The following is a 21,140-nucleotide window of genomic DNA, read 5'->3' as shown; positions in this document are numbered from 1 at the left end:
GCGGATCGTCCCAAATTGGTCTTCATGCTGGACGGCAAAGAGCGTATGATGCGGCATGACCAAGTTGCTGGATCAAGCCGTGGAGATCGCGCGCAGTCTGCCGTCCGACGCGCAGGATGACATTGCTCGGATCGTGCTCCAGCTCGCCGGCGCAGAAGCAGCCTCTCCCGTCATCCTCTCGGACGATGAGAGATCGGCAATTGCCAGATCCAAGGAGGCCGCCGAACGAGGCGAATTCGCAACCGAGGCTCAGGTCCGCGCGACTTGGGCCAAACACGGCCTGTGAATATTCGCTATACGCTTCCGGCGCTAGCGGACCTCGATTCCATTCTGACCTACATTGCGAAGACGTCTCCCCAGGGAGCCGCGCGCGTCCAAAAGCGCATTCAGGATGTGAGCAGCCTGTTAACAGCGCATCCGGAGATTGGTGTACGGACCGATGATTCGGACATCCGAAGGCTGACCACAACGCCCTACCCATTTCTCGTATTCTACGAAATCAGAGGCCAGGAGATCATCATCCACGCCATTCGTCATGGCGCTCGCAGTCCCGGCGGGATGCCGGGCAAGCGCGGCTCCGTCTAGCTTGCTCCCGCCATAAACGCCGCCAGCGCGTCACGATCTGTCGCGGGCATGGTCAGGCCGAGCTTGGAACGGCGCCACAGGACGTCGTCGGGAAAGCGCGCCCATTCATGGTCCATGAGATAGCGAACCTCGGCGCCGGTCAGTTCGGAACCGAAGGTCGGGCCGAGTTCTTCACGTGTCTTCACCTCGCCCAGCACTGCCGGCAATCGCGAGCCATAGGCTGCGACCAGGCGCCGGGCCTGCGGCTCCGACAGAAAGCGCCAGCGGTCGCGTGCGAGGTCGACCTCCGTGTCGAAACGATCCCAGGCAAAATCGCCACCGGACAGCGCCGTGCCGGCGGTCCAGGGCGGCGACATCGGATAGAACGGCGTCAGATGCGTCACCGCCCGCTCCGCGCGCAGCCGTGAGGTGGTGACGTCACCGCCGAATATCGTGATCAGCGGCGCCTTGCGCCGGCGCGCGTGGAACAAGGTCGTGCCATCGCGTCCTCGCACAGACGCCAACGTCAGGTTGACGCCGGAGACCGTCCGGACCACGTCGGTCGGGGTGACGCGATCGCGGAAATAGCGGCTGGCGGCTTCGCAGAGATAGCCGACATCGGCTCCACGCATGGCCACGATCGCGGGATCGCCGGTGAATTCGTGCGTGACCGTGCCGATCAGGGTGAAGTCGCGTTCGAGCGGCTGAGCAAAGATCAGCCGTCCGTCGTTGTTCTGGAAGACGTAGACGTTGTCGGACTCGAACAGGCTGGGCACGATGATCTGGCTCATCTGCGTTGCTGCCATGGGCACTTGCTGATGCCGCAGCACGGTCTCCGCGACCATCGGCGTCCACGCCCCGGTGGCGTTGGCCAACGCCCGGCTCGTGATCGTGCGGCGGTGACCACGATCGACCACCGCAAGGCGCCAGATGTCGGTTCGATCGGCGCGGACACAGCGCGCCCCGGTCCGGATCGCTGCGCCCCGTTCGGCGGCATCGCGCGCCGTCAACACCACCAGGCGGGAATCGTCGACGACGCAGTCCGAATATGCGAAAGCCGTGCCGAACGGACGCTTCAGCGCGTTGCCGACCGGATGATGCGTGATGTCGAGGGTCGTCGCGTCAGGCAGGCCGCTCCGGCCGGAGAGACGGTCATAAAGGAGCAGGCCGGCGCGCAGCAGCCATGGCGGACGTTCCTCGGCATGCGCGGGGATCACGAACTGCATCGGCCGGACCAGATGCGGCGCGATCTTGAGCCAGGTCCGGCGCTCAGCCAGCGCCCGGCGCACCCGCCAGAAGCCGCGCCGTTCCAGAACCGAGAGATCGCCATGGATCAGCCGCGGTGTCGCTGATGACGCCGCGCCGCCGAGATCGCCCTGTTCGAACAGGATGACCCGCAAGCCGCGGCCGGCCGCATCGCGCGCAAGGCTGACCCCGTTCAGCCCGCCGCCGATGATCGCAAGGTCGTAATCCGCCATGAGGCCGTCGAGAAGGAGCGAAGCGCCCCGTCTTCACTAGCCGGTCTTGAGCGCAAGCTCCATGACTTCGGTGCGGCCGACGAGGCCGGAATATTTTCCGATCGGCAAAGGCTTGCCGAGCAGGTAGCCCTGCACGCCGTCGCAGCCTTCCTTGGCCAGGAAGGCGAGCTGATCGAGGGTCTCGACGCCTTCCGCGATGATCGACATTTCGAGGCCGTGACCGAGATCGATCACCGCACGCACGATCGCCGCCGATTGCGGATTGCGGCCGAGATTGATGATGAAGGCGCGGTCGATCTTGATCTTATCGAACGGAAACGCCTGGAGATAGCTCAGCGAGGAATAGCCGCTGCCGAAATCGTCCATGGAGATGCGCACCCCGAGGGCCTTCAGCCGGCGCAGCAGCGCAAGGCCGCGGGCGAAATCCTCGATCAAGACGCCTTCGGTGATCTCCAACTCGAGCCGGCCCGGCGCAAGGCCGGTCTCGAGCAGGATCGAATGGACCAGCCCGACCACGTCGCCGTGCATGAACTGCGCCGGCGACAGGTTGACCGCGACCTGGAGCGGCTTCGGCCAGGACGCCGCCTCGCGGCAGGCCTCGCGCAGGATCCACTCGCCCATCTCGACGATCAGGCCGCTTTCCTCCGCGATCGGAATGAACTCGGCCGGCGAGACCTGGCCGCGCACCGGATGCTGCCAGCGCGCCAATGCCTCGAAGCCGATGATCTCGCTCTCGGCGACGCTGTTGCCGGCGACACCCTGCGGCTGGAAGGCGAGCGAGAGCTCGCCGTTCTTGATCGCCATCGAGAGGTCCTGATGCAGCACGCGGCGATCGCGGATCTGCTGGTCCATCTCCGGCTGATAGAGGCTGATCGTGCCGCGTGACTTCTGCTTGGCGCGGAACAGGGCCGCACCGGCATTGGCGAGCAGCGAGGCGCCATCAGCGCCGTTGTGCGGGAAGATCGACATGCCGGTGGTGATACCGGCGCGGACCGGCCGGCCGTCGATCTGAAACTCGCGAGCGACGGCTTCGCCGATCTGCTGCGCCAGCGCCAGGCCCGCCTGCGGCTGCTTGCCGTCGATGATCAGGCCGAACTCGTCGCCCGATAGGCGCGCCACGACGCCGCCGCGCGCGGAATCCTGGAGCCGCCGGGCCACCTCGATCAGGAGCTTGTCGCCGAGCGCATGACCGAAAACGTCGTTAACCTCCTTGAGGCCGTCGAGATCGACGCAGAGGACGGCGAACTCCTCGCCGGTGCCTTCGCAGGCCTCGATCATCTGAGTCAGGGCCTGCAGGAAGGCGGCGCGGTTCGGCAGGTCGGTGAGGCCGTCGTGATAGGCCATGTGCGCCATGCGCGACTCGGTCTGCCGGCGATCGGTGACGTCCTCGTGGGTCTTGATCAGATATTGCGGCTCGCCGGCATCGTTCAGCACAGTGGCGCGGCGGGTCAGGAACAGGCGCAGGCCGTCCTTGGTGGAAATCGGATGCTCCTCGGTGATCATCCCGCGCTTCTTGATCGCGGCCTCGTCGCGCGCGATGATCAGCTTGGCTTCCTTGGGATTGAAGATATCGGCGGCGGTCAGGCCCGTGGTTTCCTCGCGCCTGCGGTTGAGGATCGACTCCGCGCTGCGGTTGGCGAGCAGATAGCGGCCGTCCTTGACCTGCTCCACGATCAGCGCCACCGGGATGTTGTCGACCACGAGCTCGAGGAACCTCTTGGTGCTCTCCAGCTCCTGCGACAGCGAGCGGCGGTCCGTGATGTCCTCGAACACCAGCAGCAGGAATCCGGGCTTGTTGCCGTCATTGCGGACCGCGATCCGGATCGAGGCGACCATGCGCCGCTCTCCGCCACGCTCGACCTCGAATTCATTGCGGAACTGGCCGTCCGGCGAATCGAGCGCCGCGCGGTCAGTCGCCTCGATGGTAGCCGCCGAGCCCGGCGCGAACAGCTCGCGCGCATTCTTGCCGACGACATGATCCCGCGAGAAGCCCCAGAACCGCTCATAGGCCGTATTCGCGAAGATATAGCGGCCGTCCTCGATGTTCTTGGCGGCGACACAGGCCGGCACGTTGTCCAGCACCGTCTCCAGGAACTGCTTGGTGGAGGCGAGCTGTTGCGACAGCCTGCGCTCTTCGCTGACGTCGAGATGCGTCGCCACCGAGCCGCCGTTCGGGAGCACGAAGAACTTCACCAGGATGGCCCGTCCGTCCGGCATTTCGGTGATCAAGCCGTTGGTGCTTGACGCCTTCTGGTAGAACTCCTCGTCGGTAGCGGCATCCAGCACCCCCCGCCGGCGCCGCAGCTCGAGAAGGTCGTGGCCGGTCATGTTGGGCCGGATCTCCGACCGCGTCAGGCCATAGATCTCGAGGTAGCGGTCGTTGCAGAAGATGACGCGCCGTTGCGCATCCGTCATCACCACGCCCTGGTTGAGATTGTTCATGGCGGAGGAGACGAAGGCATTGCGCCGCAACTGCAAGCGCCGGGTCCGGCGCAGCGAGGAATGGATCCACAGTACGATCGCGGCGAGGAACGAGCAGAGAACGATGCCCGCAATCAAGGCTTCCCAGATTACGCTGGGATTGAGCCTGGCGAGATCAGCCGGAGCGGCGAAGGCGTCCGACAGCGCAAAGGCGCGCGCAGGCGCGACCGCGCCGGCCAGGCACACGACGGCCTGCACAGCAATCGGAAGCGTGCTGCCCACGTGCCAGTTCTTCTCAGCCATCAGCCACCCGCGATTTCAACGTCGGATTGTCTGGCTTCACGGGTTTGGATCGGGTAAACGCCTGTACGTGCAACAGAAAAATGTGACGCGAAACACGGCAATTGCCCTGACATGATAAACGCCTCCTTAACGGAAAACGGCCGCACGCCCGCCTCTGCAGCCCTCCTGCCACCGGCTCCTCCAGCGGACCGCCTGCACAATCATGGATAGGGTCGACTGCGTCGTCATCGGAGCCGGCGTGGTCGGGCTCGCGGTGGCTCGAAGGCTCGCGCAGGCCGGGCGCGAGGTCATCGTGCTCGAGGAAGCCGAGGCCATCGGCACCATCACGTCATCACGCAACAGCGAGGTGATCCATGCCGGTATCTACTACCGCGCCGGGAGCTGGATGGCGCGCATGTGCGTCGAGGGCAAGCACGCGCTCTACCGCTACTGCGCCGAGCGCGGCATCCCGCACAAAAATTGCGGCAAGCTGATCGTCGCGACCAGTGCGAAGGAGACGGAAAAGCTGCAATCGATCAAGGCGCACGCCGAAGCCAACGGCGTGCTCGACATGGAGCTGCTTTCGGGCGAGGCCGCACGCGAGCTGGAGCCGGCGCTCGCCTGCGACGCCGCACTGCTGTCGCCCTCGACCGGCATCATCGACAGCCACGCCTACATGCTCTCGCTGCGCGGCGAGGCCGAGGCGGCGGGCGCGGCCTTCGCGTTCCACACGCCCCTGGTCCGCGCCAAGGCAGCCGCAGGCGTGATCGAGATCGAAGCCGGCGGCGAAGCGCCGATGACCCTGCAATGCAGCCTCCTCGTCAACGCCGCAGGGCTGTCGGCGACGATGGTGGCGCGCAACATCGAGGGCATGCCGCTGGACCGCATTCCGCCGGCCTATCTCGCCAAGGGAAACTATTTCAGTTGCAATGCCAAGGCGCCGTTCTCGCGCCTGATCTACCCGGTGCCCGAGCCCGGCGGGCTGGGTGTGCACCTGACGCTGGACATGGCGGGGCAGGCCCGTTTCGGCCCCGACGTCGAGTGGATCGAGACGATCAACTACGAGGTCGACCCGTCACGTGCCGAGCGCTTCTACCCTGCGATCCGCAAATATTGGCCGACGCTGCCCGACGGCGCGTTGATGCCGAGCTATTCGGGCATCCGTCCGAAGATCGTGCCCCCGGCGGTGGCCACGCAGGATTTTCTGATGCAGGGCCCGCGCGATCACGGCGTCACAGGTCTGATCAACCTGTTCGGCATCGAATCGCCGGGGCTGACGTCGTCGCTCGCGATCGCGGATCACGTTGCCGAGCTCGCAGACATCTAAGCGTCGTGCAAACAACTTTGCACGGCGCGTGCGTCCCTCGCAGCAGGGATGAGCGCAAAGGCGTCATCCCTGCGTGAAGGGTTAGATCAACTCTACATTGTTACGGGGGTACTAGTGGAGCGTGTCGCCAGATTGCTTCAGACGCTCGATCTGGTCCTTGACCATCAACTTCCGGCGCTTCAACTCAACAATTTGCAGGTCGTCTGTTGAAAGGTGCACGAGAGCTTCGTGCAATTCGTTTTCGAGAAGTTTGTGCTTCCGCTCCAATTCAACAAGATGTGCCTGAATTGTCATTCGAAACCTCCTCGGTAGGGTTGAACCTCAGGATTCGATCCGGACGAGCAAGTCTACATCACCGATTCGTTCTGTCGACGGATATCCGTCGTCGCTCCGTCATTTTTGAAAATTCATATGTAACGAAGCGTGAGTACGGGAACCGCGCGGGAAAAATCCATGATATCAATGCGCTTGCGCAGCCCCTCGGCGATCCGCAGAAATATGTTGCGGGAGATCGTCGAGCGGCGGCCCGAGATCGCTTGCGATCACGCCGCGCAAGGACGATAATTTCCACAGGGCGTCCACAGCCCAGATCTCACGCCTATCGGTTTTCGGCCACCGCAGACATGACCAATGAAGACGAGCGTGAGCTCGCAGCCGAGCTCACCCGGTTGCAGCAGGAACACCGAGATCTCGATGCGGCGATCGATGCATTGCATCAATCGCCCGCCCCCGACCTGTTGCGGCTACAGCGGTTGAAGAAACGCAAGCTGTTGCTGCGCGATCGCATCGCGTTCATCGAAGACCAGATCACACCCGACATCATTGCCTGAGCGTGTTGAGCCGATCTCGCGGCCGCTCGCCGCATCTGAATCCGCTTGACTCGAAAAGAACAAAATAGGAACATTCGACACCGCAGCGCCGCGGAAAACGCCGGCGTACGAGGCCAAGGGACCACGCCAAAGAACACGCCAGACAAGGCAGAAGGACCACGCAGATGCCGGCAACCGCCCTTCTCGACAACAGCCATTATGAACAAGCCTGCGATCAGGCGATCGCGATGTGCGACGGCAATCTGCGCAGCACCATCAAGGCGCTGATCATGGCCAACGAATATCTCGAGACGGAGCTGGAAGAATTGCAGGCGGCGATTGCCGCCGGCTGCATTCCCGAGACCTCGCGGAGCAAGAGCAGCGCCGCCTGAGCTTCACCATTGGAGCGCAACGCCATGTCAGATGTAACCTATTACGTTGCAATGCCCTTCCTGATCGATGCCGATGGCTCGCCGGTCGCCGGCGCCGCCGAGGAATGCCAGAGCTCCTCGGCAGCGTTGCGGCGCGCCGAGGCCTTGTCGCGTGGTGCAGGCAACATCGGTGCGGTTGCATTCAGCCGCAGCGGCGACCCGATGACCGGCGAGTTCGGCGACGCCACGCTGCTGCGCAAATTCGGCAACGTGCCGGAAGATCTGGCCACGCTGTAACGTCAGCTGCTCACCAGCCTGATCCGCGGCTCGTGCCGCCGGTGCGCCTTGCGCACATACATGGCGGCATCGGCCTCCTCCAGGGCACGGCCGGCGTCGGACTGCGCTCCCAGCAGCGCCACGCCGGCGGAAGCGCCAGCAGTCACCTGCTGGCCCCGAAAGGTGAATGACAGCTCGTCGACCGTCTGCTCGAAGATGGCGGCCTTCGCCATGGCGTCGGTCTCGCTGAGATTCCACAGCAGCAGCGCGAACTCGTCGCCTCCGAGACGGCCCACCACGTCCGAGGCGCGGACCTGACGCGTCAGCGTCGCGGCAATCGCCTTGAGCACCTCGTCGCCGGCAGCGTGTCCAAAGGAATCGTTGATCGGCTTCAGCCGATCGACGTCGAGCACGATCAGCGCCCCGCTGGCGCGGTAGCGCTTCATATAGGCAACGGCACGTTGGAGCGCGCGCTCGAACCCGCGCCGGTTCGGAATCTCCAGGAGGAAATCGGTGTCGGCGGCCGCCTCGAGCTCCGCGACCCGGCGCTCGGCCGCCTTGAGCTTGCTCCGCAAGCCGCGGATGATCGCCTTGGTTGTATCCGTGGCCGCATCGGGCGGCGTTCGCCGCTGCCGCGGCCCGGCGGAGCGCTTGGCAGCAGCTTTGGAGCGGGTGGCGCTGGTCTTCCGGCCCATTTTGGCCTTCGCAGCACGCGCCCTTTTTGGCTTCTTCATGGGCATCCTGCTCAATGAAGGCTTGCGGGGATTCACCAAGACAGGATAGTGCATTCCCTTCTCCTTGCCACCGCCTTGCGAGCCGCCGGCCGGAACCATTAATCTGGCCTATCTTTCTGTTTTCCGAGCACAATTGACGTCATGACCGCGCCGATCGCCATCATCATGGGAAGCCAGTCGGACTGGGACACGATGCGGCATGCCGCCGATACGCTCGCCGCGCTCGGCGTCTCCGCCGATACCCGCATCGTTTCGGCACACCGCACCCCCGACCGCCTGTTCGCTTTCGCCAAGGGCGCCAAGGCTGCCGGATACAAGGTCATCATCGCCGGCGCCGGCGGCGCCGCGCATCTGCCCGGCATGGCGGCCGCGCTGACGGAACTGCCGGTGTTCGGCGTGCCCGTCGAATCCAAGACGCTCAAGGGCCTCGATTCGCTGTATTCGATCGTGCAGATGCCCGCAGGCATCCCCGTCGGCACCCTCGCCATCGGCAAGGCCGGCGCGATCAACGCGGCGCTGCTGGCCGCCTCCGTGCTGGCGCTGTCCGACCCGTCCCTGGCGAATCGCCTTGCCGCCTGGCGCAAGGCGCAGACCGATGCGGTGGCCGAGCACCCGGAGGACAAGGCGTGACCGAGGCTAGGCAGGTTACGCTGAAGCCCGGTGACACCATCGGAATCCTCGGCGGCGGACAGCTCGGCCGGATGCTGGCGATGGCTGCGGCGCGGCTCGGGCTGCGTTGTCAGGTGTTCTCGCCCGATCCGGATTCGCCGGCCTTCGACGTGGTCCTGAATGCGACCTGCGCCGAATATGCCGATGTCGAAGCGCTCGAGCTGTTCGCCAATGACGTCGACGTCATCACCTACGAGTTCGAGAACGTGCCGTCGGCGGCCGCGATGGTGCTGGATGCCCGCCGCCCCGTGCTGCCCAACCGCAAGATCCTCGAGACCACGCAGGACCGGCTGGCGGAGAAGGATTTCGTGACGAAGCTCGGCATCGGCACCGCAGCCTATGCCGATGTGACATCGGTCGCGTCGTTGCGCGAGGCGATCGTCAGGATAGGCCTTCCGGCCGTGCTGAAGACCCGCCGCTTCGGTTATGACGGCAAGGGCCAGGCCATCATTCGCGAGGGCGACGACATCGCGAAGGTGTGGACCAGCCTCGCCACCAAATCGGCGATCCTGGAAGCCTTCGTGCCGTACGAGCGCGAGATCTCCGTGATCGCGGCGCGCTCCGCCACGGGCCAGGTCGAGTGTTTCGACGTCACCGAGAACGAGCACCGCGACCACATCCTGAAGATCTCGCGCGCACCCGCGCAGATTCCTGATTCGCTCGCCGAGGACGCGCGCAGCATCGCCGGCAAGATCGCAAGCGCGCTCGACTATGTCGGCGTGCTCGCCGTCGAGATGTTCGTGCTCGCCAATGGCGCCGGGCCCAAGGTGCTGGTCAACGAGATCGCCCCCCGCGTGCACAATTCCGGCCACTGGACGCTGGACGGCGCCTCCGTCTCGCAATTCGAGCAGCACATCCGCGCCATCGCCGGCTGGCCGCTTGGCAAGCCGGTGCGGCACGGTGAGATCGTCACCATGACCAATCTGATCGGCGATGAGATCAACGATTACGAGAAATGGCTGAGCGTGCCGGGCGCGACCGTGCACATCTACGGCAAGGGCACCCCGCGCCCCGGCCGCAAGATGGGCCACGTCACCGAAGTCCGGCCGACCAAGGGCAAGTGAGGGGACCGCAGCAAGCGCTGCGATCCCGCTTTGCGCGAAAACGCTCTACGCCGTCTTTACGCCCGCGACGATGCCTGCGGGCTCCTCGCTGAGCCAGCGATAGATCACCCCGCCGAGCGCGCCGCCGATCAGCGGCGCGACCCAGAACATCCAGAGCTGCGCCATCGCCCAGCCGCCGACGAACAGCGCCGGGCCGGTGCTGCGCGCCGGATTCACCGAGGTGTTGGTGACGGGGATACTGACGAGATGGATCATGACCAGCGCGAGGCCGATCGCGAGCGGCGCGAAGCCCGCGGGCGCACGGCCATGGGTGGCGCCCATGATGATGAACAGGAACATCATGGTCATCACCACCTCGGTCAGGAAGCACACGATCATGCTGTATTGGCCGGGCGAATGCGCGCCATAGCCGTTGGACGCGAAGCCCTTGGTGACATCGAAGCCGGGCGCACCGCTCGCGATGACATAGAGCAGCCATGCGGCCACGATCGCGCCCGCCACCTGGGCGACCACATAGGGCAGGATCTGGCCAGCCGGAAAACGGCCGCCGGCGGCGAGGCCGACGGTGACGGCCGGATTGAGATGGCACCCCGAGACGTGCCCGATCGCGTAGGCCATGGTGACAACGCTCAGGCCGAACGCGAGGGATACACCAACCAGGCCAATGCCGACCTGGGGGAAGCCGGCCGCGATCACCGCGCTGCCGCAACCTGCGAATGTGAGCCAAAAGGTGCCGATGGCCTCAGCTGCATATTTTTTCACGTCCATGTGGCGTCTCCCCTGATTTCAGTTCCGGATCAACTTCCGGAAAACGGCCCACGTTCTGGCGCCAAATCACCCAAATCGCGACCGTACGGAGGTATTTTCGCCGCATTTAATGGCCGAACTTGGTCCAAATCCCCGCTTGGCCGGTGGACATCCAGGGTTTTGTCTGATACATCCGCGCGCTCAAGGTTAAGGGCTTGCGCGTTTCGCCTTCCCCTTTGACTTACCAGAATTCAAATCCGATCCACCTGAAGAGGATGCCGCGTGCAGGTTCTCGTTCGCGATAACAATGTCGATCAAGCCCTCAAGGCGCTGAAGAAGAAGATGCAGCGCGAGGGAATTTTCCGCGAGATGAAGCTCCGCGGTCATTACGAGAAGCCCTCCGAGAAGAAGGCCCGTGAAAAGGCCGAAGCCGTGCGCCGCGCGCGCAAGCTGGCCCGTAAGAAGCTTCAGCGCGAAGGTCTGCTGCCGATGAAGCCGAAGCCGGTGTTCGGCGCCGGCCCCGGCGGTGACCGCGGTGGTCGCGGCGGCCCGGGAGCCGGTCCGCGCGGACCGCGCTGATCGACCGCATTTAGCAAGACTTCAGTTTTCGATGACGCGGGCCCCTGGCCCGCGTTATTGTTTTGTGAGCGGTGCCCTTCTGGGACGGGGCGCTGCCGATGCGGCACCAAAGCGTGATGAGGTTGCTCGAATTATCATTGCGCTCTCCTCCCGCTGTCACTTTCCGGATGCTCTGGCACGAGCGAAGCGTAAATGGCCTCCCCCTTCCCCGAGCGCGGCATGCCGCGGCGATGCCAGATCTGGCAGCGGCCGTTCGCGCTGGTAGTGGTGGGAATCGCGCTGTGCGGCTGCTCCTTCGACCTGGGCTCGCTGATGCCGGAGAAGGAGAAGTCTCAGGAGGCGCCCAAGGCAGCCGCGACGGCAGCCACGACCACCGAAAGCGCGGTCAGCCCAGGCAATGTCAGCGAAGCCCAGGCCCATACGGCGAAGGCCCAGTCCCTGGCGAAATCGGGCGAGATTGCAGCTGCGCTCGACGAGTTCAATCGCGCAATCGGCCTCGATCCCTACAATGCGCAGGCGCTCTATGGCCGTGCCTTGATCTATCAGGGCAAGAACCAGCACGATTTCGCGATCGCAGATTTCAGTGCTGCGAGCGGGCTCAACCCGCAGAAGGTCGAGCCGCTGCTCGGCCGCGCCACCAGCTATCTCGCACTCGGTAAGGCCAAGGAGGCCGCAGCCGATCTGGACGAGGCGTCCGAGGCCGATCCACACAACGCGCAAGTCTGGACCACGCGAGGACAGGCTTATGAGCGGCTGGGCGACAGGGCCAAGGCAGCGGCGTCCTACACCAAGGCTGTCGCGCTTCGCCCACGCGATGACGCCGCCCGCAGCGGCCTTGCCCGCGTCGGCGGCTGATAACGCGGCTCCGCCGCCGCTTTAATCGGGGGTGGCGCCCTTCGGCAGCACTGCTTGGAACATCGACTTCATGCCCGACAGCATCTCGTCGGCGACATTCGTCTTTTTCGGCCGCGGCAGAGCGCCACCGGCATCGGCACGAAGGTCGAGCGGCGGCGCGATCACCGGCACGGGAATATCGGCCGGCGGGGTCACCCGGGTTGGATCGTCCTTGCCAATCGAAGCCGTGTAGGGCGGGCTGCCCTGTGACGCACCGCCATTGCCATAGGCTTCGGATGAGGGCGTCGACACCGTGATCGGCGGCGGCAGCGGGCGGACCATGGACGGCTCCGCCGAGATGACACGCGGGGCCTCCGGCGTACGGGCAGCTTCCCGTACGGCCGGCTCCGCCGGCCTCTCGGCCGGCTTGGTTTCGGCAGATTTGGTTTCAGAGGACTTGGGTTCAGAGGACTTGGGTTCAGAGGACTTGGGTTCAGAGGATCTGCCCTCGGCGGCCCTGCCCTCGGGCGACTTGCGCAACCGCTCGATGGCGGCGCGCGCGAGATCGTTGGCATCAGGGGCCGGGGACGCAGCCGGCGCCGAATTGGCCTCCACGACGGCCGGAGCGGCCGGAGCCGGATTGGACTTGGCAGCGGCTTTCTCACGCGACGGCGTACGGCCGCGCGGACCGGTCTCGGCGGGAGCCACATCCGCGGCCTTGGTCTCGGCAGCGGGCTGATGATCGGCAGGCTTCTCGGCCGCCGCCTTGTCCGTAACGCTCTTCTCGGAGACGCCCTTGGCCTTGACGCCGGGCGCGGGAAGGTTGGCGGTGTCGGTCGGTTTGCCCTCGCTGCCAGCCTGGGCCGGCGCCGTCACGGCTGACGGAGAATCGGGGGCGGGCTTGGCATTGATGTAGTGGTTAACGATGTAAGCCCCGATGATCGTCGCGAGCACCGAGGGGAAAATATCCATCGAGATTTTAGCGAGGTATTTCAGCATTTCTCGGCCACTCCCCGCGCGATCTGATGCGGGAACTTTAGGGCATTGTGAGGGATCAACTGCGACGGATCGATGGCAAACAGTCGGGCCAACTTACGGTTTCAGCTCGATTTCAAGGAACACGATCTCGGTTGAGGTTTCGTTAAGTACGTCATGCTGGACACCCGCCTTGCGGAAATAGGATTTCCCCGCCGCAAGCTGCGCCTTGGACCGCTCGCCATTCGGCGCCACGATGGTCATTTCCCCCGCCACGACGGGAACAATCACATAGTCCATGCCGTGGGTGTGATGTCCGGTCGCGCTGCCCGGCGCAAGCCGCCATTCGGTGACCCGGACCTCTTCGTTGTCGACCTGAACCTCGGACTTGGCGGCAAGCATTGGAACTCCCCCTATCGCGCTTCAGGGCACGAAAACCATGAACACGTAGACCGCAAATACCACCATATGGACCAGTCCGAACAGGACGTTGGTCCTGCCCGTGCCGAAGGTCAGCATGCTCAGGAAGAAGGTCAGGAGCATGAGCACGCTGCCTTGGGCGCTGAGGCCGAGTTCGAGCTCCTTGTCGAGCGCGTAGGTGGCAACGCCGACGGCCGGGATAGTGAGCCCGATGGTCGCCAGCGACGAGCCGAGCGCGAGGTTGATGCTCTTCTGGAGGTCGTTCTTGCGGGCCGCCGACACGGCCGCGACGCCTTCCGGCATCAGGATCAGGAGCGCGACCAAGAGTCCGGTGAAGGCCGGCGGCACACCGATCTTGACCGCAACGGCGTCGACCACCAGCGAGAACTTCTTGGAGAGCAGCACGACCGCCAGCAGCGCGATCAGCAGCAGCACGACGCTGAGCACCAACGTCCTGCCCGACAGATGCGCCTCGCCGCTGCCGCCCGCCCGCTCGTGGACGAAATAATCCTTGTGCAGGACGGTCTGGGTGTAGAGGAACACCCCGTACAGCGCGAGCGTGACCACGTCGACGAAGCCGAGCTGGACCGCCGAATAGACCGGTCCGGGCGTGGTGGTGGTGTAATTCGGCATGATCAGCGTGATGGTCGCGAGCGCGAACAGCACGCTGAGATAGACGTTGGCGCCGGAGAGCTGGAAACCCTGCTCGCGATAGCGCAGGCCGCCGATGAAGATGCAGAGCCCGACGAGGCCGTTGCAGACGATCATGACGACGGCGAACACGGTGTCACGGGCCAGTGCCGGGGCGGGCTTGTCGCCCAGCATGATCGTGGTGATCAGCGCCACCTCGATGATGGTCACCGACAGCGTCAGCACCAGCGTGCCATACGGTTCGCCGACCCGCTCCGCGATCACCTCGGCATGATGGACCGCGGCAAACACCGTGCCGAACAGGATGACGAGAAGGACGATGGCGAAGACGAGCCCGCCGAGCGACAGCGTGAACACGTAATCCGTGGCGCTGACAGCTGCGAACAACAGCATGGCCAGCGCCGGAAAGATCCAGGCCGTCCGGGGCATCGGATTATGCGCGCTCATCCACCGCTTCCATTTGCTTGGATCAGCAGTAGCAAATCAGGCGCGAGATTCAATGCCAGTGCAGGATCGGCGCGATCGGCAGCAGCGTCAGCAGCAGGAAAAGCGGGATCAGCACGGCGCCAGCGCGCAGGAAATAGCCGAAGAAGCTCGGCATCTCGATGCCGTTCTCGCGGGCAATGCTGCTCACCATGAAGTTCGGTGCATTGCCGATATAGGTGAGTGCCCCCATGTAGACCGCGCCCATGGAGATCGAGGCGAGCGTACCCGAGAGCTGATGCATCAGCACCTGCGGATTGCCGCCAGCGAGCTCGAAGAACAACAGATATGTCGGCGCATTGTCGAGGAACGCGGACATCAGGCCGGTGAACCAGAAATAGACGACCTCGCGCGGCGCACCGTCCGGCGCGGTCACCGCCGACAGCAGCCAGGCGAACGCGCCCTGATGGCCGGCATTGAGCATGGCAATGACCGGGATGATGGCGACAAAAATGCCCGCGAACAGTTTTGCGACCTCGCGGATCGGCTCCCAGGTGAAGCCGTTGGCCTGCCTGTGCTCGTCCGGCGTCAGCCACACCGACAGCGCCGCGATCGCCAGCAGCGCCAGATTGCGCGCAACGTCCTCCAGTTCCAGCTTGGTGCCGAAAATGTCGAAGGCAATGTCGGGCTTCCACATCGCCGAGGCGAGAAGGCTCGCGACGATGGCTGCGATCAGCACCAGATTGACGAGGCCGCGGATGCGCAACGGCTCTCCGCGGCCTGTGTCGGCCGGCGGCGGCTCGCTGCGAAAGCGCCAGACGTCGATGACGGCGAAGATCGCGAGCAGCAGCCCGGCCACGATCGCGGTCTGCAGCCAGATGGTCCGCGTCGTCCAGAAGAAGTCGACGCCGTGCAGGAAGCCGACGAACAGCGGGGGATCGCCGAGCGGGCTCAGCGCGCCGCCGACATTGGCGACCAGGATGATGAAGAAAATGACGACATGGGCGTTGTGACGTCGCGGCCGGTTGGCGCGGATCAGGGGGCGGATCAGGATCATCGCCGCACCGGTGGTGCCGACGATGCTCGCTCCTACCGTGCCGAGCGCGAGGATGCCCATATTGGTCGCTGGTGTCGCCTTGATGTCGCCAGTGATGAGGACGCCGCCGGCCACGACATAGAGCGCGAACAGCAGCACGATGAAGCCGAGATATTCGGCGAGCATGGCGTGCACGAGCGCCGCCAGTGTCGCTGCGCTGCCGGCAAAGACGACGAGCGCGGCGAGTGCCAGCAGCGACCAGCCCGCAGTGATCTTGCCGTAATGATGATGCCAGATCTTTGGAAACAGCAGCGGGCCCAGCGCGATCGACAGCAGCAGGCCGGCAAAGGGCAGCGCATACGGCCAGCGCATCGCCGCGCCGTCGAGTCCGGTTGCCGCAAACGCATTCTGCGGCAGAAGCGTCAGGCAGACAACGGCGAGCGCGGAACCGCAACGTGCAAACGAGCTGTCAGCTGCCAATGAAATCTCTCGCTGTTTCGATCGCGCCAAATTGATCGAGATTTTCGTGTCCGCCGCTCTCTATGCGAACCAACCGCTTGGGCTCTCGGGCGAGTGCGAACAGACGCTCTCCGAACGCGATCGGAATGACAGGATCGTTGGTGCCATGCATCACGAGGAGCGGCACAGTGACGCGCGCAATGCGCTCGTCGGAATGGAAGGGATCGCGCATCAGCAGGCGGACTGGAACGTACCAGAACGATGCAGCCGCAATGTCGGCGGTCGATGTATAGGGCGCCTCCAGGATGAGTTTTCCAACGCGGTGCTCCGAGGCGATGGCAACCGCGACGCCCGTCCCGAGCGAAAACCCCCAGGCAACGATTCGTTCCGCCTCATAGCGCGCGGTCGTGAAAGCATAGGCGGCCGCAGCGTCGCGCAGCAGCCCCTGCTCGCTCGGCGCCCCGCTAGAGCCGGCGTAACCGCGATAGGACAGCGCGACGAGACCAGTGCCGTCGGCCGTCATCGCCTTGAAGCGGCTGATGGGGCCGGCAAGGAAATCGCCATTGCCTGGAAAGTACAGGATCACGGGGCGGCCGGGCTTGGCCGGCACGTGCCAGACGATGATCTTCTCGCCGTCAGACGTCGTCAGGATGTGCTCTTCCGCCTCGGGCAGGCCCGCGGCATCGGGCGCCGTGCGGCCGACGCGCGGGATCGGAAACAGCATCTCGCGCTGGCGGACATACAGCACGAGCAGACCGGCGCAATAGACGGTCACGAGCAGGATGGCGATCCACTTGACGATGGTCATGATGCGCGGCCGGCCTTTCAGCTCACGGCTTGCGACGGCTCCGCAGCAATTTGATGACCTCCGGCCGGAGGCTCGCCGGAACGTCGCGGCAGCCGCATGCCGCCTTGTGGGCGGCGTGCCAGCCGACGCGCTGCTCGCGCGTCGCCTTCACTGCCATGCGATGGGACCGGTGCCATTCCTTGTCGATGGCCACGGTCCCGCGCGCCTCGCGCTACATCGCCTTGACGATGTTCTCGGTGACCTTCTTGGCGTCGCCGAGCAGCATCATGGTGTTGTCGCGGTAGAACAGCGGATTGTCGATGCCGGCATAGCCGGAGGCGAGCGAGCGCTTGATGAACATCACGGTGCCAGCCTTCCAGACCTGGAGCACCGGCATGCCGTAGATCGGCGAGGTCTTGTCCTCTTCGGCGGCCGGGTTGGTGACGTCGTTGGCGCCGATCACGAATGCGATGTCGGCTTGCGCGAATTCGGAGTTGATGTCCTCGAGCTCGAACACCTCGTCATAGGGCACGTTGGCTTCAGCCAGCAGCACGTTCATGTGGCCGGGCATGCGCCCCGCCACCGGGTGAATGGCGTATTTCACCTCGACGCCTTCCTTCTTCAGAATGTCGCCCATTTCACGCAGCGCGTGCTGGGCCTGCGCCACCGCCATGCCATAGCCGGGCACGATGATGACCTTCTGCGCATTCTTCATGATGAAGGCCGCATCGTCGGCCGAGCCGAGCTTGGCCGGCTTCTGCTCGCCCGTACCACCGCCGGCCGCGGCGGTCTCCCCGCCGAAGCCGCCGAGGATCACCGAGATGAAGGACCGGTTCATCGCGTGGCACATGATGTAGGACAGGATCGCGCCCGACGAGCCGACCAGCGCGCCGGTGATGATCAGTGCGGAATTGCCGAGCGTGAAGCCGATGCCGGCGGCAGCCCAGCCGGAATAGGAGTTCAGCATCGAGATCACGACCGGCATGTCGGCGCCGCCGATCGGGATGATCATGAGCACGCCGAGCACCAGTGCCAAGATGGTGATCATCCAGAAGTCGAACGCGCCGCCGGTGAGGACGAGACGGACGACGAAGAACACCAGCGCCACGGCCAGCGCGATGTTGATGGCGTGCCGGAACGGCAGGATGATCGGCGCGCCGCTCATGCGTGCGGACAGCTTGAGGAACGCGATCACCGAGCCGGTGAAGGTCAGCGCGCCGATGGCGACGCCGAGCGACATCTCGACCAGGCTGGAGGCATGAATGGCGCCGGGCTTGCCGATGTCGAAGGCCTCCGGCGCATAGAACGCGCCGGCCGCGACCAGCACCGCGGCCATGCCGACCAGCGAGTGGAAGGCGGCGACCAGTTCCGGCATCGAGGTCATCGGCACGCGACGGGCGATCACTGCACCGATGCCGCCACCGATCGCGACCGCGAGGATCACGAGGACCCAGGCCACGCCGTCGGCCGGCGGATGGCTCGCGAGCGTGGTGGCGACCGCGATCGCCATGCCGATCATGCCGAACAGATTGCCCTGGCGCGACGATGCCGGGCTCGACAGCCCGCGCAGCGACAGGATGAACAGCACCCCCGCCACGAGATACAAGAATGCAGAGAGATTGGCGCTCATCTCAGGTCCCCATTGATCCCTTCAGCCCGAGGTGGCCGCTTACTTCGACTTCTTCTTGTACATCGCCAGCATGCGCTGGGTGACAAGGAAGCCGCCAAAAATGTTCACGCAGGCGAAGATGAGCGCGACGAAGCCGAAGCCGCGCGCCCAGCCCGAGCCGCTCGAAACCATGCCGACGCCGACCGCGAGCAGTGCGCCGACCACGATCACCGATGAGATCGCGTTGGTCACGCTCATCAGCGGCGTGTGCAGCGCGGGCGTCACCGACCACACCACGAAATAGCCGACGAACACGGCGAGGACGAAGATCGACAGCCGGAAGATGAAGGGATCGACGAGTTGTGCAGCATGCTCCATGACGACTCTCCTTACACCTTCGGCTGGAAGTTCGGGTGGATCACGGCGCCGTCCTTCGTGAGCGCGGTGGCCTTGACCAGTTCGTCGTCCCAATTGACGGCGAGCTTCTTCTCCTTCTTGTCGACCATGGTCTCGATGAAGGAGAACAGATTGCGCGCGTAGAGGCTGGAGGCCGAGGCCGCGACGCGGCCAGCGACGTTGGTGTAGCCGACGATCTTGATGCCATCGAGATCGACGACCTCGCCCGGCTTCGCACCCTCGACATTGCCGCCGCGCTCGACGGCGAGATCGACCAGCACCGAGCCCGGCTTCATCGACCTGACCATCTCGGCGCTGACGAGCTTCGGCGCGGGCCGGCCCGGAATCAACGCGGTCGTGATCACGATGTCCTGCTTCTTGATGTGCTCGGCGGTGAGCGCAGCCTGCTTGGCCTGGTACTCCTTGGACATTTCCTTGGCGTAGCCGCCGGCGGTCTGCGCGTTCTTGAACTCCTCGTCCTCGACGGCGAGGAATTTAGCTCCGAGCGATTCCACCTGCTCCTTGGTCGCGGGACGAACGTCCGTCGCGGTCACGACAGCGCCGAGACGGCGGGCGGTCGCGATCGCCTGCAGGCCGGCGACGCCGACGCCCATCACGAACACCTTCGCGGCAGGGACGGTACCGGCCGCCGTCATCATCATCGGGAAGGCGCGGCCGAAGGCCTCGGCGCCCTCGATCACGGCGCGGTAACCAGCGAGGTTCGCCTGCGACGACAGCACGTCCATCACTTGCGCGCGCGTAATGCGCGGCATCAATTCCATCGCGAAGGCGGAAACGCCGGCGTCGGCGATCGTCTTCAGCGCGGCCTCGTTGCCGTAGGGATCCATGATGGCGATGACGAGCGCGCCGCGCTTGTACTGCGCGAGCTCGGAAGCTTCGGGGCGCTTCACCTTGATGATGATGTCGGCATCCTTCAGCGCGTCAGCGCTGACCGTGGCGCCCACGGCGGTGAATTCGGAATCCGGCAGGCCAGATTTGAGGCCGGCACCCGGCTCGACGGCGATCTCGGCGCCTAACGCCTTGAACTTCTTCACCGTATCAGGCGAAGCGGCGACACGCGGCTCCGACAGATCGATTTCCTTGGCAACGGCAATCTTCATGAGGCCTCCGGCGGCGCAGGACAGCGCGCGCGCAAAATTGAGCGTTACTCCCGCGGCGTTCGATACCGGTTTTAACACCGGCTTGGATGCAAATTTTCTGGGCAGCCGCTGCCGCTGGCGTGTGCAGCTGCCGATCAGTCAGATCAGGTCAGGAAGATCGCCATCAGGATGACGATGAGCGCGACCGAGACGGTGCCGTACTTCACCAGCTTGATGAAGCCCTCGTAGGTCTGCTCGTGGGCAACGTAGTCGTTGCCGTCGGCGGTGGTGTACGCCACTTCGCTATGGTCAGCCATGGAATGTCCCCAGTCGAAAGTCGAATTCTCGGGCTGGGATACCGCAAACTTTCGGGCAGGGCAACGGCACGCGGGCGGGGTTTGCCCGCAAATGGGGTCATTTAGAATTCCGATTGTCCAGGATCCAGCGCGTGAGGCTTTGCTCGCTGACTTCGCCGGCGGCAAGGGCCAGGATGATAGTCGTCGCTTCCGCAGGATCGGGACTAAAAGCAGCGTCGTTCTTGTGCAAAAAGACCATCATCGCCATGAAGGCGATGCGCTTGTTTCCATCAACGAATGCATGGTTCTTCGCCAGTCCAAACGCGTAGGCCGCGGCGAGTTCATCCAGCGTCGCTTGCTCGTAGCGCCATTTATTGATTGGACGCTCCAGGGCCGACCGCAGCATCCCTTCATCACGCAGCCCTGGTGCACCACCAAACCGGCGAAGCTGACGGGCGTGAATTGCGACAGTCTGCTCGTAGGTGATCCACAGCGGCTCTTGAGGCTCGCTCACCGCCTCGCTCCATTATTTTGCGAGAGCGGCGAGCGTGTCGCGGTACTTGTCCATGATCTCGTCGGCGATCTCCATCGTCCGCTCGAAGTCCGGATCGTAGGGCAGCGCCTGGAATCCCCCGCCGGGAAGTTCGACGATATGCAACTGCTGCCCACGCTTGAGATCGAGCCGCTGCATCAGCTCGCGCGGCAGCAACAGCCCGTCGGAATTGCCGATTTTTTTGATCTCGATCTTCATGGCCACCTCCAACGCGTTATACATATGTATAACATTGCCATGAGGGCAGTTCAACAGATGTTTTACGCAACACGAGAGGGGC

General features: G+C 64.5%; 27 protein-coding genes. 10 read left to right on the top strand and 17 right to left on the bottom strand.

The window, feature by feature from the left end:
• The first annotated feature begins 79 nt into the window (after window positions 1-79).
• On the top strand, window positions 80-286 hold the full coding sequence (locus tag SE91_RS01570) for a hypothetical protein (RefSeq protein WP_349540729.1): 207 nt from the start codon (window positions 80-82) through the stop codon (window positions 284-286).
• Window positions 283-585, top strand: a complete 303-nt coding sequence (locus SE91_RS01565) for a type II toxin-antitoxin system RelE/ParE family toxin (RefSeq protein ID WP_061846327.1) — start codon at window positions 283-285, stop codon at window positions 583-585. Before SE91_RS01570 ends, SE91_RS01565 begins: the two co-directional genes overlap by 4 nt.
• On the opposite strand, the gene SE91_RS01560 is transcribed toward SE91_RS01565, so the two are convergent.
• Both SE91_RS01560 and SE91_RS01555 read right to left on the bottom strand, forming a co-directional pair.
• Window positions 582-2,042 (bottom strand): glycerol-3-phosphate dehydrogenase, encoded by a 1,461-nt coding sequence (locus SE91_RS01560; RefSeq protein WP_061846326.1) that lies wholly within the window; start codon window positions 2,040-2,042, stop codon window positions 582-584. The genes SE91_RS01565 and SE91_RS01560 overlap by 4 nt on opposite strands.
• A 36-nt stretch (window positions 2,043-2,078) precedes the next feature.
• On the bottom strand, window positions 2,079-4,766 hold the full coding sequence (locus tag SE91_RS01555) for a sensor domain-containing protein (protein ID WP_061846325.1): 2,688 nt from the start codon (window positions 4,764-4,766) through the stop codon (window positions 2,079-2,081).
• A 202-nt stretch (window positions 4,767-4,968) separates the two neighbouring features.
• Here SE91_RS01555 and SE91_RS01550 point away from each other — a divergent pair, with 202 nt between their 5' ends.
• Window positions 4,969-6,072 (top strand): NAD(P)/FAD-dependent oxidoreductase, encoded by a 1,104-nt coding sequence (locus SE91_RS01550; RefSeq protein ID WP_061846324.1) that lies wholly within the window; start codon window positions 4,969-4,971, stop codon window positions 6,070-6,072.
• Between the two features lie 111 nt (window positions 6,073-6,183).
• Here the strand turns inward: SE91_RS01550 and SE91_RS01545 are convergent, their stop codons facing one another.
• On the bottom strand, window positions 6,184-6,366 hold the full coding sequence (locus SE91_RS01545; protein ID WP_008546178.1) for a YdcH family protein: 183 nt from the start codon (window positions 6,364-6,366) through the stop codon (window positions 6,184-6,186).
• A gap of 329 nt (window positions 6,367-6,695) precedes the next feature.
• On the opposite strand from SE91_RS01545, the gene SE91_RS01540 reads away from it, so the two are divergent.
• The 3 genes from SE91_RS01540 to SE91_RS01530 all read left to right on the top strand — a co-directional run bounded on the left by SE91_RS01540 (window position 6,696) and on the right by SE91_RS01530 (window position 7,549).
• Window positions 6,696-6,902, top strand: coding sequence for a YdcH family protein (locus tag SE91_RS01540; protein ID WP_061846323.1), 207 nt, complete (start codon window positions 6,696-6,698; stop codon window positions 6,900-6,902).
• Window positions 6,903-7,066: 164 nt separating this feature from the next.
• Complete coding sequence (locus SE91_RS01535; protein WP_008546180.1) at window positions 7,067-7,273, top strand: hypothetical protein; 207 nt, start codon at window positions 7,067-7,069, stop codon at window positions 7,271-7,273.
• A gap of 24 nt (window positions 7,274-7,297) precedes the next feature.
• Window positions 7,298-7,549: a hypothetical protein gene (locus SE91_RS01530; protein WP_008546181.1), complete on the top strand. Its 252-nt coding sequence runs from the start codon at window positions 7,298-7,300 to the stop codon at window positions 7,547-7,549.
• Between the two features lie 2 nt (window positions 7,550-7,551).
• Here SE91_RS01530 and SE91_RS01525 read toward each other — a convergent pair whose 3' ends face one another.
• On the bottom strand, window positions 7,552-8,262 hold the full coding sequence (locus tag SE91_RS01525) for a GGDEF domain-containing protein (RefSeq protein WP_061850862.1): 711 nt from the start codon (window positions 8,260-8,262) through the stop codon (window positions 7,552-7,554).
• A gap of 141 nt (window positions 8,263-8,403) precedes the next feature.
• Here SE91_RS01525 and purE point away from each other — a divergent pair, with 141 nt between their 5' ends.
• Both purE and SE91_RS01515 read left to right on the top strand, forming a co-directional pair.
• On the top strand, window positions 8,404-8,892 hold the full coding sequence (gene purE, locus SE91_RS01520) for a 5-(carboxyamino)imidazole ribonucleotide mutase (RefSeq protein WP_061846322.1): 489 nt from the start codon (window positions 8,404-8,406) through the stop codon (window positions 8,890-8,892).
• Window positions 8,889-9,995: a 5-(carboxyamino)imidazole ribonucleotide synthase gene (locus tag SE91_RS01515; RefSeq protein ID WP_061846321.1), complete on the top strand. Its 1,107-nt coding sequence runs from the start codon at window positions 8,889-8,891 to the stop codon at window positions 9,993-9,995. Before purE ends, SE91_RS01515 begins: the two co-directional genes overlap by 4 nt.
• 45 nt (window positions 9,996-10,040) lie before the next feature.
• Here the strand turns inward: SE91_RS01515 and aqpZ are convergent, their stop codons facing one another.
• Window positions 10,041-10,763: an aquaporin Z gene (gene aqpZ, locus SE91_RS01510; protein ID WP_061846320.1), complete on the bottom strand. Its 723-nt coding sequence runs from the start codon at window positions 10,761-10,763 to the stop codon at window positions 10,041-10,043.
• Window positions 10,764-11,024: 261 nt separating this feature from the next.
• Here aqpZ and rpsU point away from each other — a divergent pair, with 261 nt between their 5' ends.
• Both rpsU and SE91_RS01500 read left to right on the top strand, forming a co-directional pair.
• Window positions 11,025-11,321 carry a 30S ribosomal protein S21 gene (gene rpsU, locus SE91_RS01505; protein WP_008546194.1) on the top strand — a complete coding sequence of 99 codons (297 nt, stop codon included), beginning with the start codon at window positions 11,025-11,027 and terminating at the stop codon, window positions 11,319-11,321.
• Between the two features lie 192 nt (window positions 11,322-11,513).
• The gene (locus SE91_RS01500; RefSeq protein WP_061846319.1) at window positions 11,514-12,176 is read left to right on the top strand and encodes a tetratricopeptide repeat protein; all 663 of its coding nucleotides are present in this window, start codon (window positions 11,514-11,516) and stop codon (window positions 12,174-12,176) included.
• A gap of 21 nt (window positions 12,177-12,197) precedes the next feature.
• Here the strand turns inward: SE91_RS01500 and SE91_RS01495 are convergent, their stop codons facing one another.
• The 12 genes from SE91_RS01495 to SE91_RS01445 all read right to left on the bottom strand — a co-directional run bounded on the left by SE91_RS01495 (window position 12,198) and on the right by SE91_RS01445 (window position 21,058).
• Window positions 12,198-13,154, bottom strand: a complete 957-nt coding sequence (locus SE91_RS01495; protein WP_061846318.1) for a hypothetical protein — start codon at window positions 13,152-13,154, stop codon at window positions 12,198-12,200.
• 93 nt (window positions 13,155-13,247) lie between these two features.
• A complete protein-coding gene (locus SE91_RS01490; RefSeq protein WP_025034144.1) occupies window positions 13,248-13,532 on the bottom strand; it encodes a cupin domain-containing protein in 285 nt (94 codons plus the stop codon).
• Between the two features lie 21 nt (window positions 13,533-13,553).
• Window positions 13,554-14,648, bottom strand: coding sequence for a calcium:cation antiporter (locus tag SE91_RS01485; RefSeq protein ID WP_061846317.1), 1,095 nt, complete (start codon window positions 14,646-14,648; stop codon window positions 13,554-13,556).
• A gap of 49 nt (window positions 14,649-14,697) precedes the next feature.
• Window positions 14,698-16,032: a sodium:proton antiporter gene (locus tag SE91_RS01480; RefSeq protein ID WP_082813886.1), complete on the bottom strand. Its 1,335-nt coding sequence runs from the start codon at window positions 16,030-16,032 to the stop codon at window positions 14,698-14,700.
• A gap of 97 nt (window positions 16,033-16,129) precedes the next feature.
• Window positions 16,130-16,927 carry an alpha/beta hydrolase gene (locus SE91_RS01475; RefSeq protein ID WP_061846315.1) on the bottom strand — a complete coding sequence of 266 codons (798 nt, stop codon included), beginning with the start codon at window positions 16,925-16,927 and terminating at the stop codon, window positions 16,130-16,132.
• Window positions 16,928-16,949: 22 nt separating this feature from the next.
• Window positions 16,950-17,120 carry a hypothetical protein gene (locus tag SE91_RS35845; RefSeq protein WP_156489403.1) on the bottom strand — a complete coding sequence of 57 codons (171 nt, stop codon included), beginning with the start codon at window positions 17,118-17,120 and terminating at the stop codon, window positions 16,950-16,952.
• Between the two features lie 18 nt (window positions 17,121-17,138).
• On the bottom strand, window positions 17,139-18,536 hold the full coding sequence (locus SE91_RS01470) for an NAD(P)(+) transhydrogenase (Re/Si-specific) subunit beta (RefSeq protein ID WP_061846314.1): 1,398 nt from the start codon (window positions 18,534-18,536) through the stop codon (window positions 17,139-17,141).
• A 39-nt stretch (window positions 18,537-18,575) separates the two neighbouring features.
• On the bottom strand, window positions 18,576-18,893 hold the full coding sequence (locus SE91_RS01465) for a proton-translocating transhydrogenase family protein (protein ID WP_008546224.1): 318 nt from the start codon (window positions 18,891-18,893) through the stop codon (window positions 18,576-18,578).
• 11 nt (window positions 18,894-18,904) lie between these two features.
• Window positions 18,905-20,032: a Re/Si-specific NAD(P)(+) transhydrogenase subunit alpha gene (locus SE91_RS01460; RefSeq protein WP_061846313.1), complete on the bottom strand. Its 1,128-nt coding sequence runs from the start codon at window positions 20,030-20,032 to the stop codon at window positions 18,905-18,907.
• A gap of 143 nt (window positions 20,033-20,175) precedes the next feature.
• Complete coding sequence (locus tag SE91_RS01455; RefSeq protein ID WP_008546229.1) at window positions 20,176-20,328, bottom strand: aa3-type cytochrome c oxidase subunit IV; 153 nt, start codon at window positions 20,326-20,328, stop codon at window positions 20,176-20,178.
• 97 nt (window positions 20,329-20,425) lie between these two features.
• A complete protein-coding gene (locus SE91_RS01450) occupies window positions 20,426-20,821 on the bottom strand; it encodes a type II toxin-antitoxin system death-on-curing family toxin (protein WP_082813631.1) in 396 nt (131 codons plus the stop codon).
• A 12-nt stretch (window positions 20,822-20,833) separates the two neighbouring features.
• Entirely contained in the window at window positions 20,834-21,058 is a 225-nt protein-coding gene (locus SE91_RS01445) for an AbrB/MazE/SpoVT family DNA-binding domain-containing protein (protein ID WP_061850860.1), read from the bottom strand.
• Window positions 21,059-21,140 lie beyond the last annotated feature (82 nt).

Source organism: Bradyrhizobium sp. DOA1 (assembly GCF_001593325.1).
Taxonomy (GTDB): Bacteria; Pseudomonadota; Alphaproteobacteria; order Rhizobiales; family Xanthobacteraceae; genus Bradyrhizobium.
This window is presented reverse-complemented; position numbering and strand designations above follow the sequence as displayed.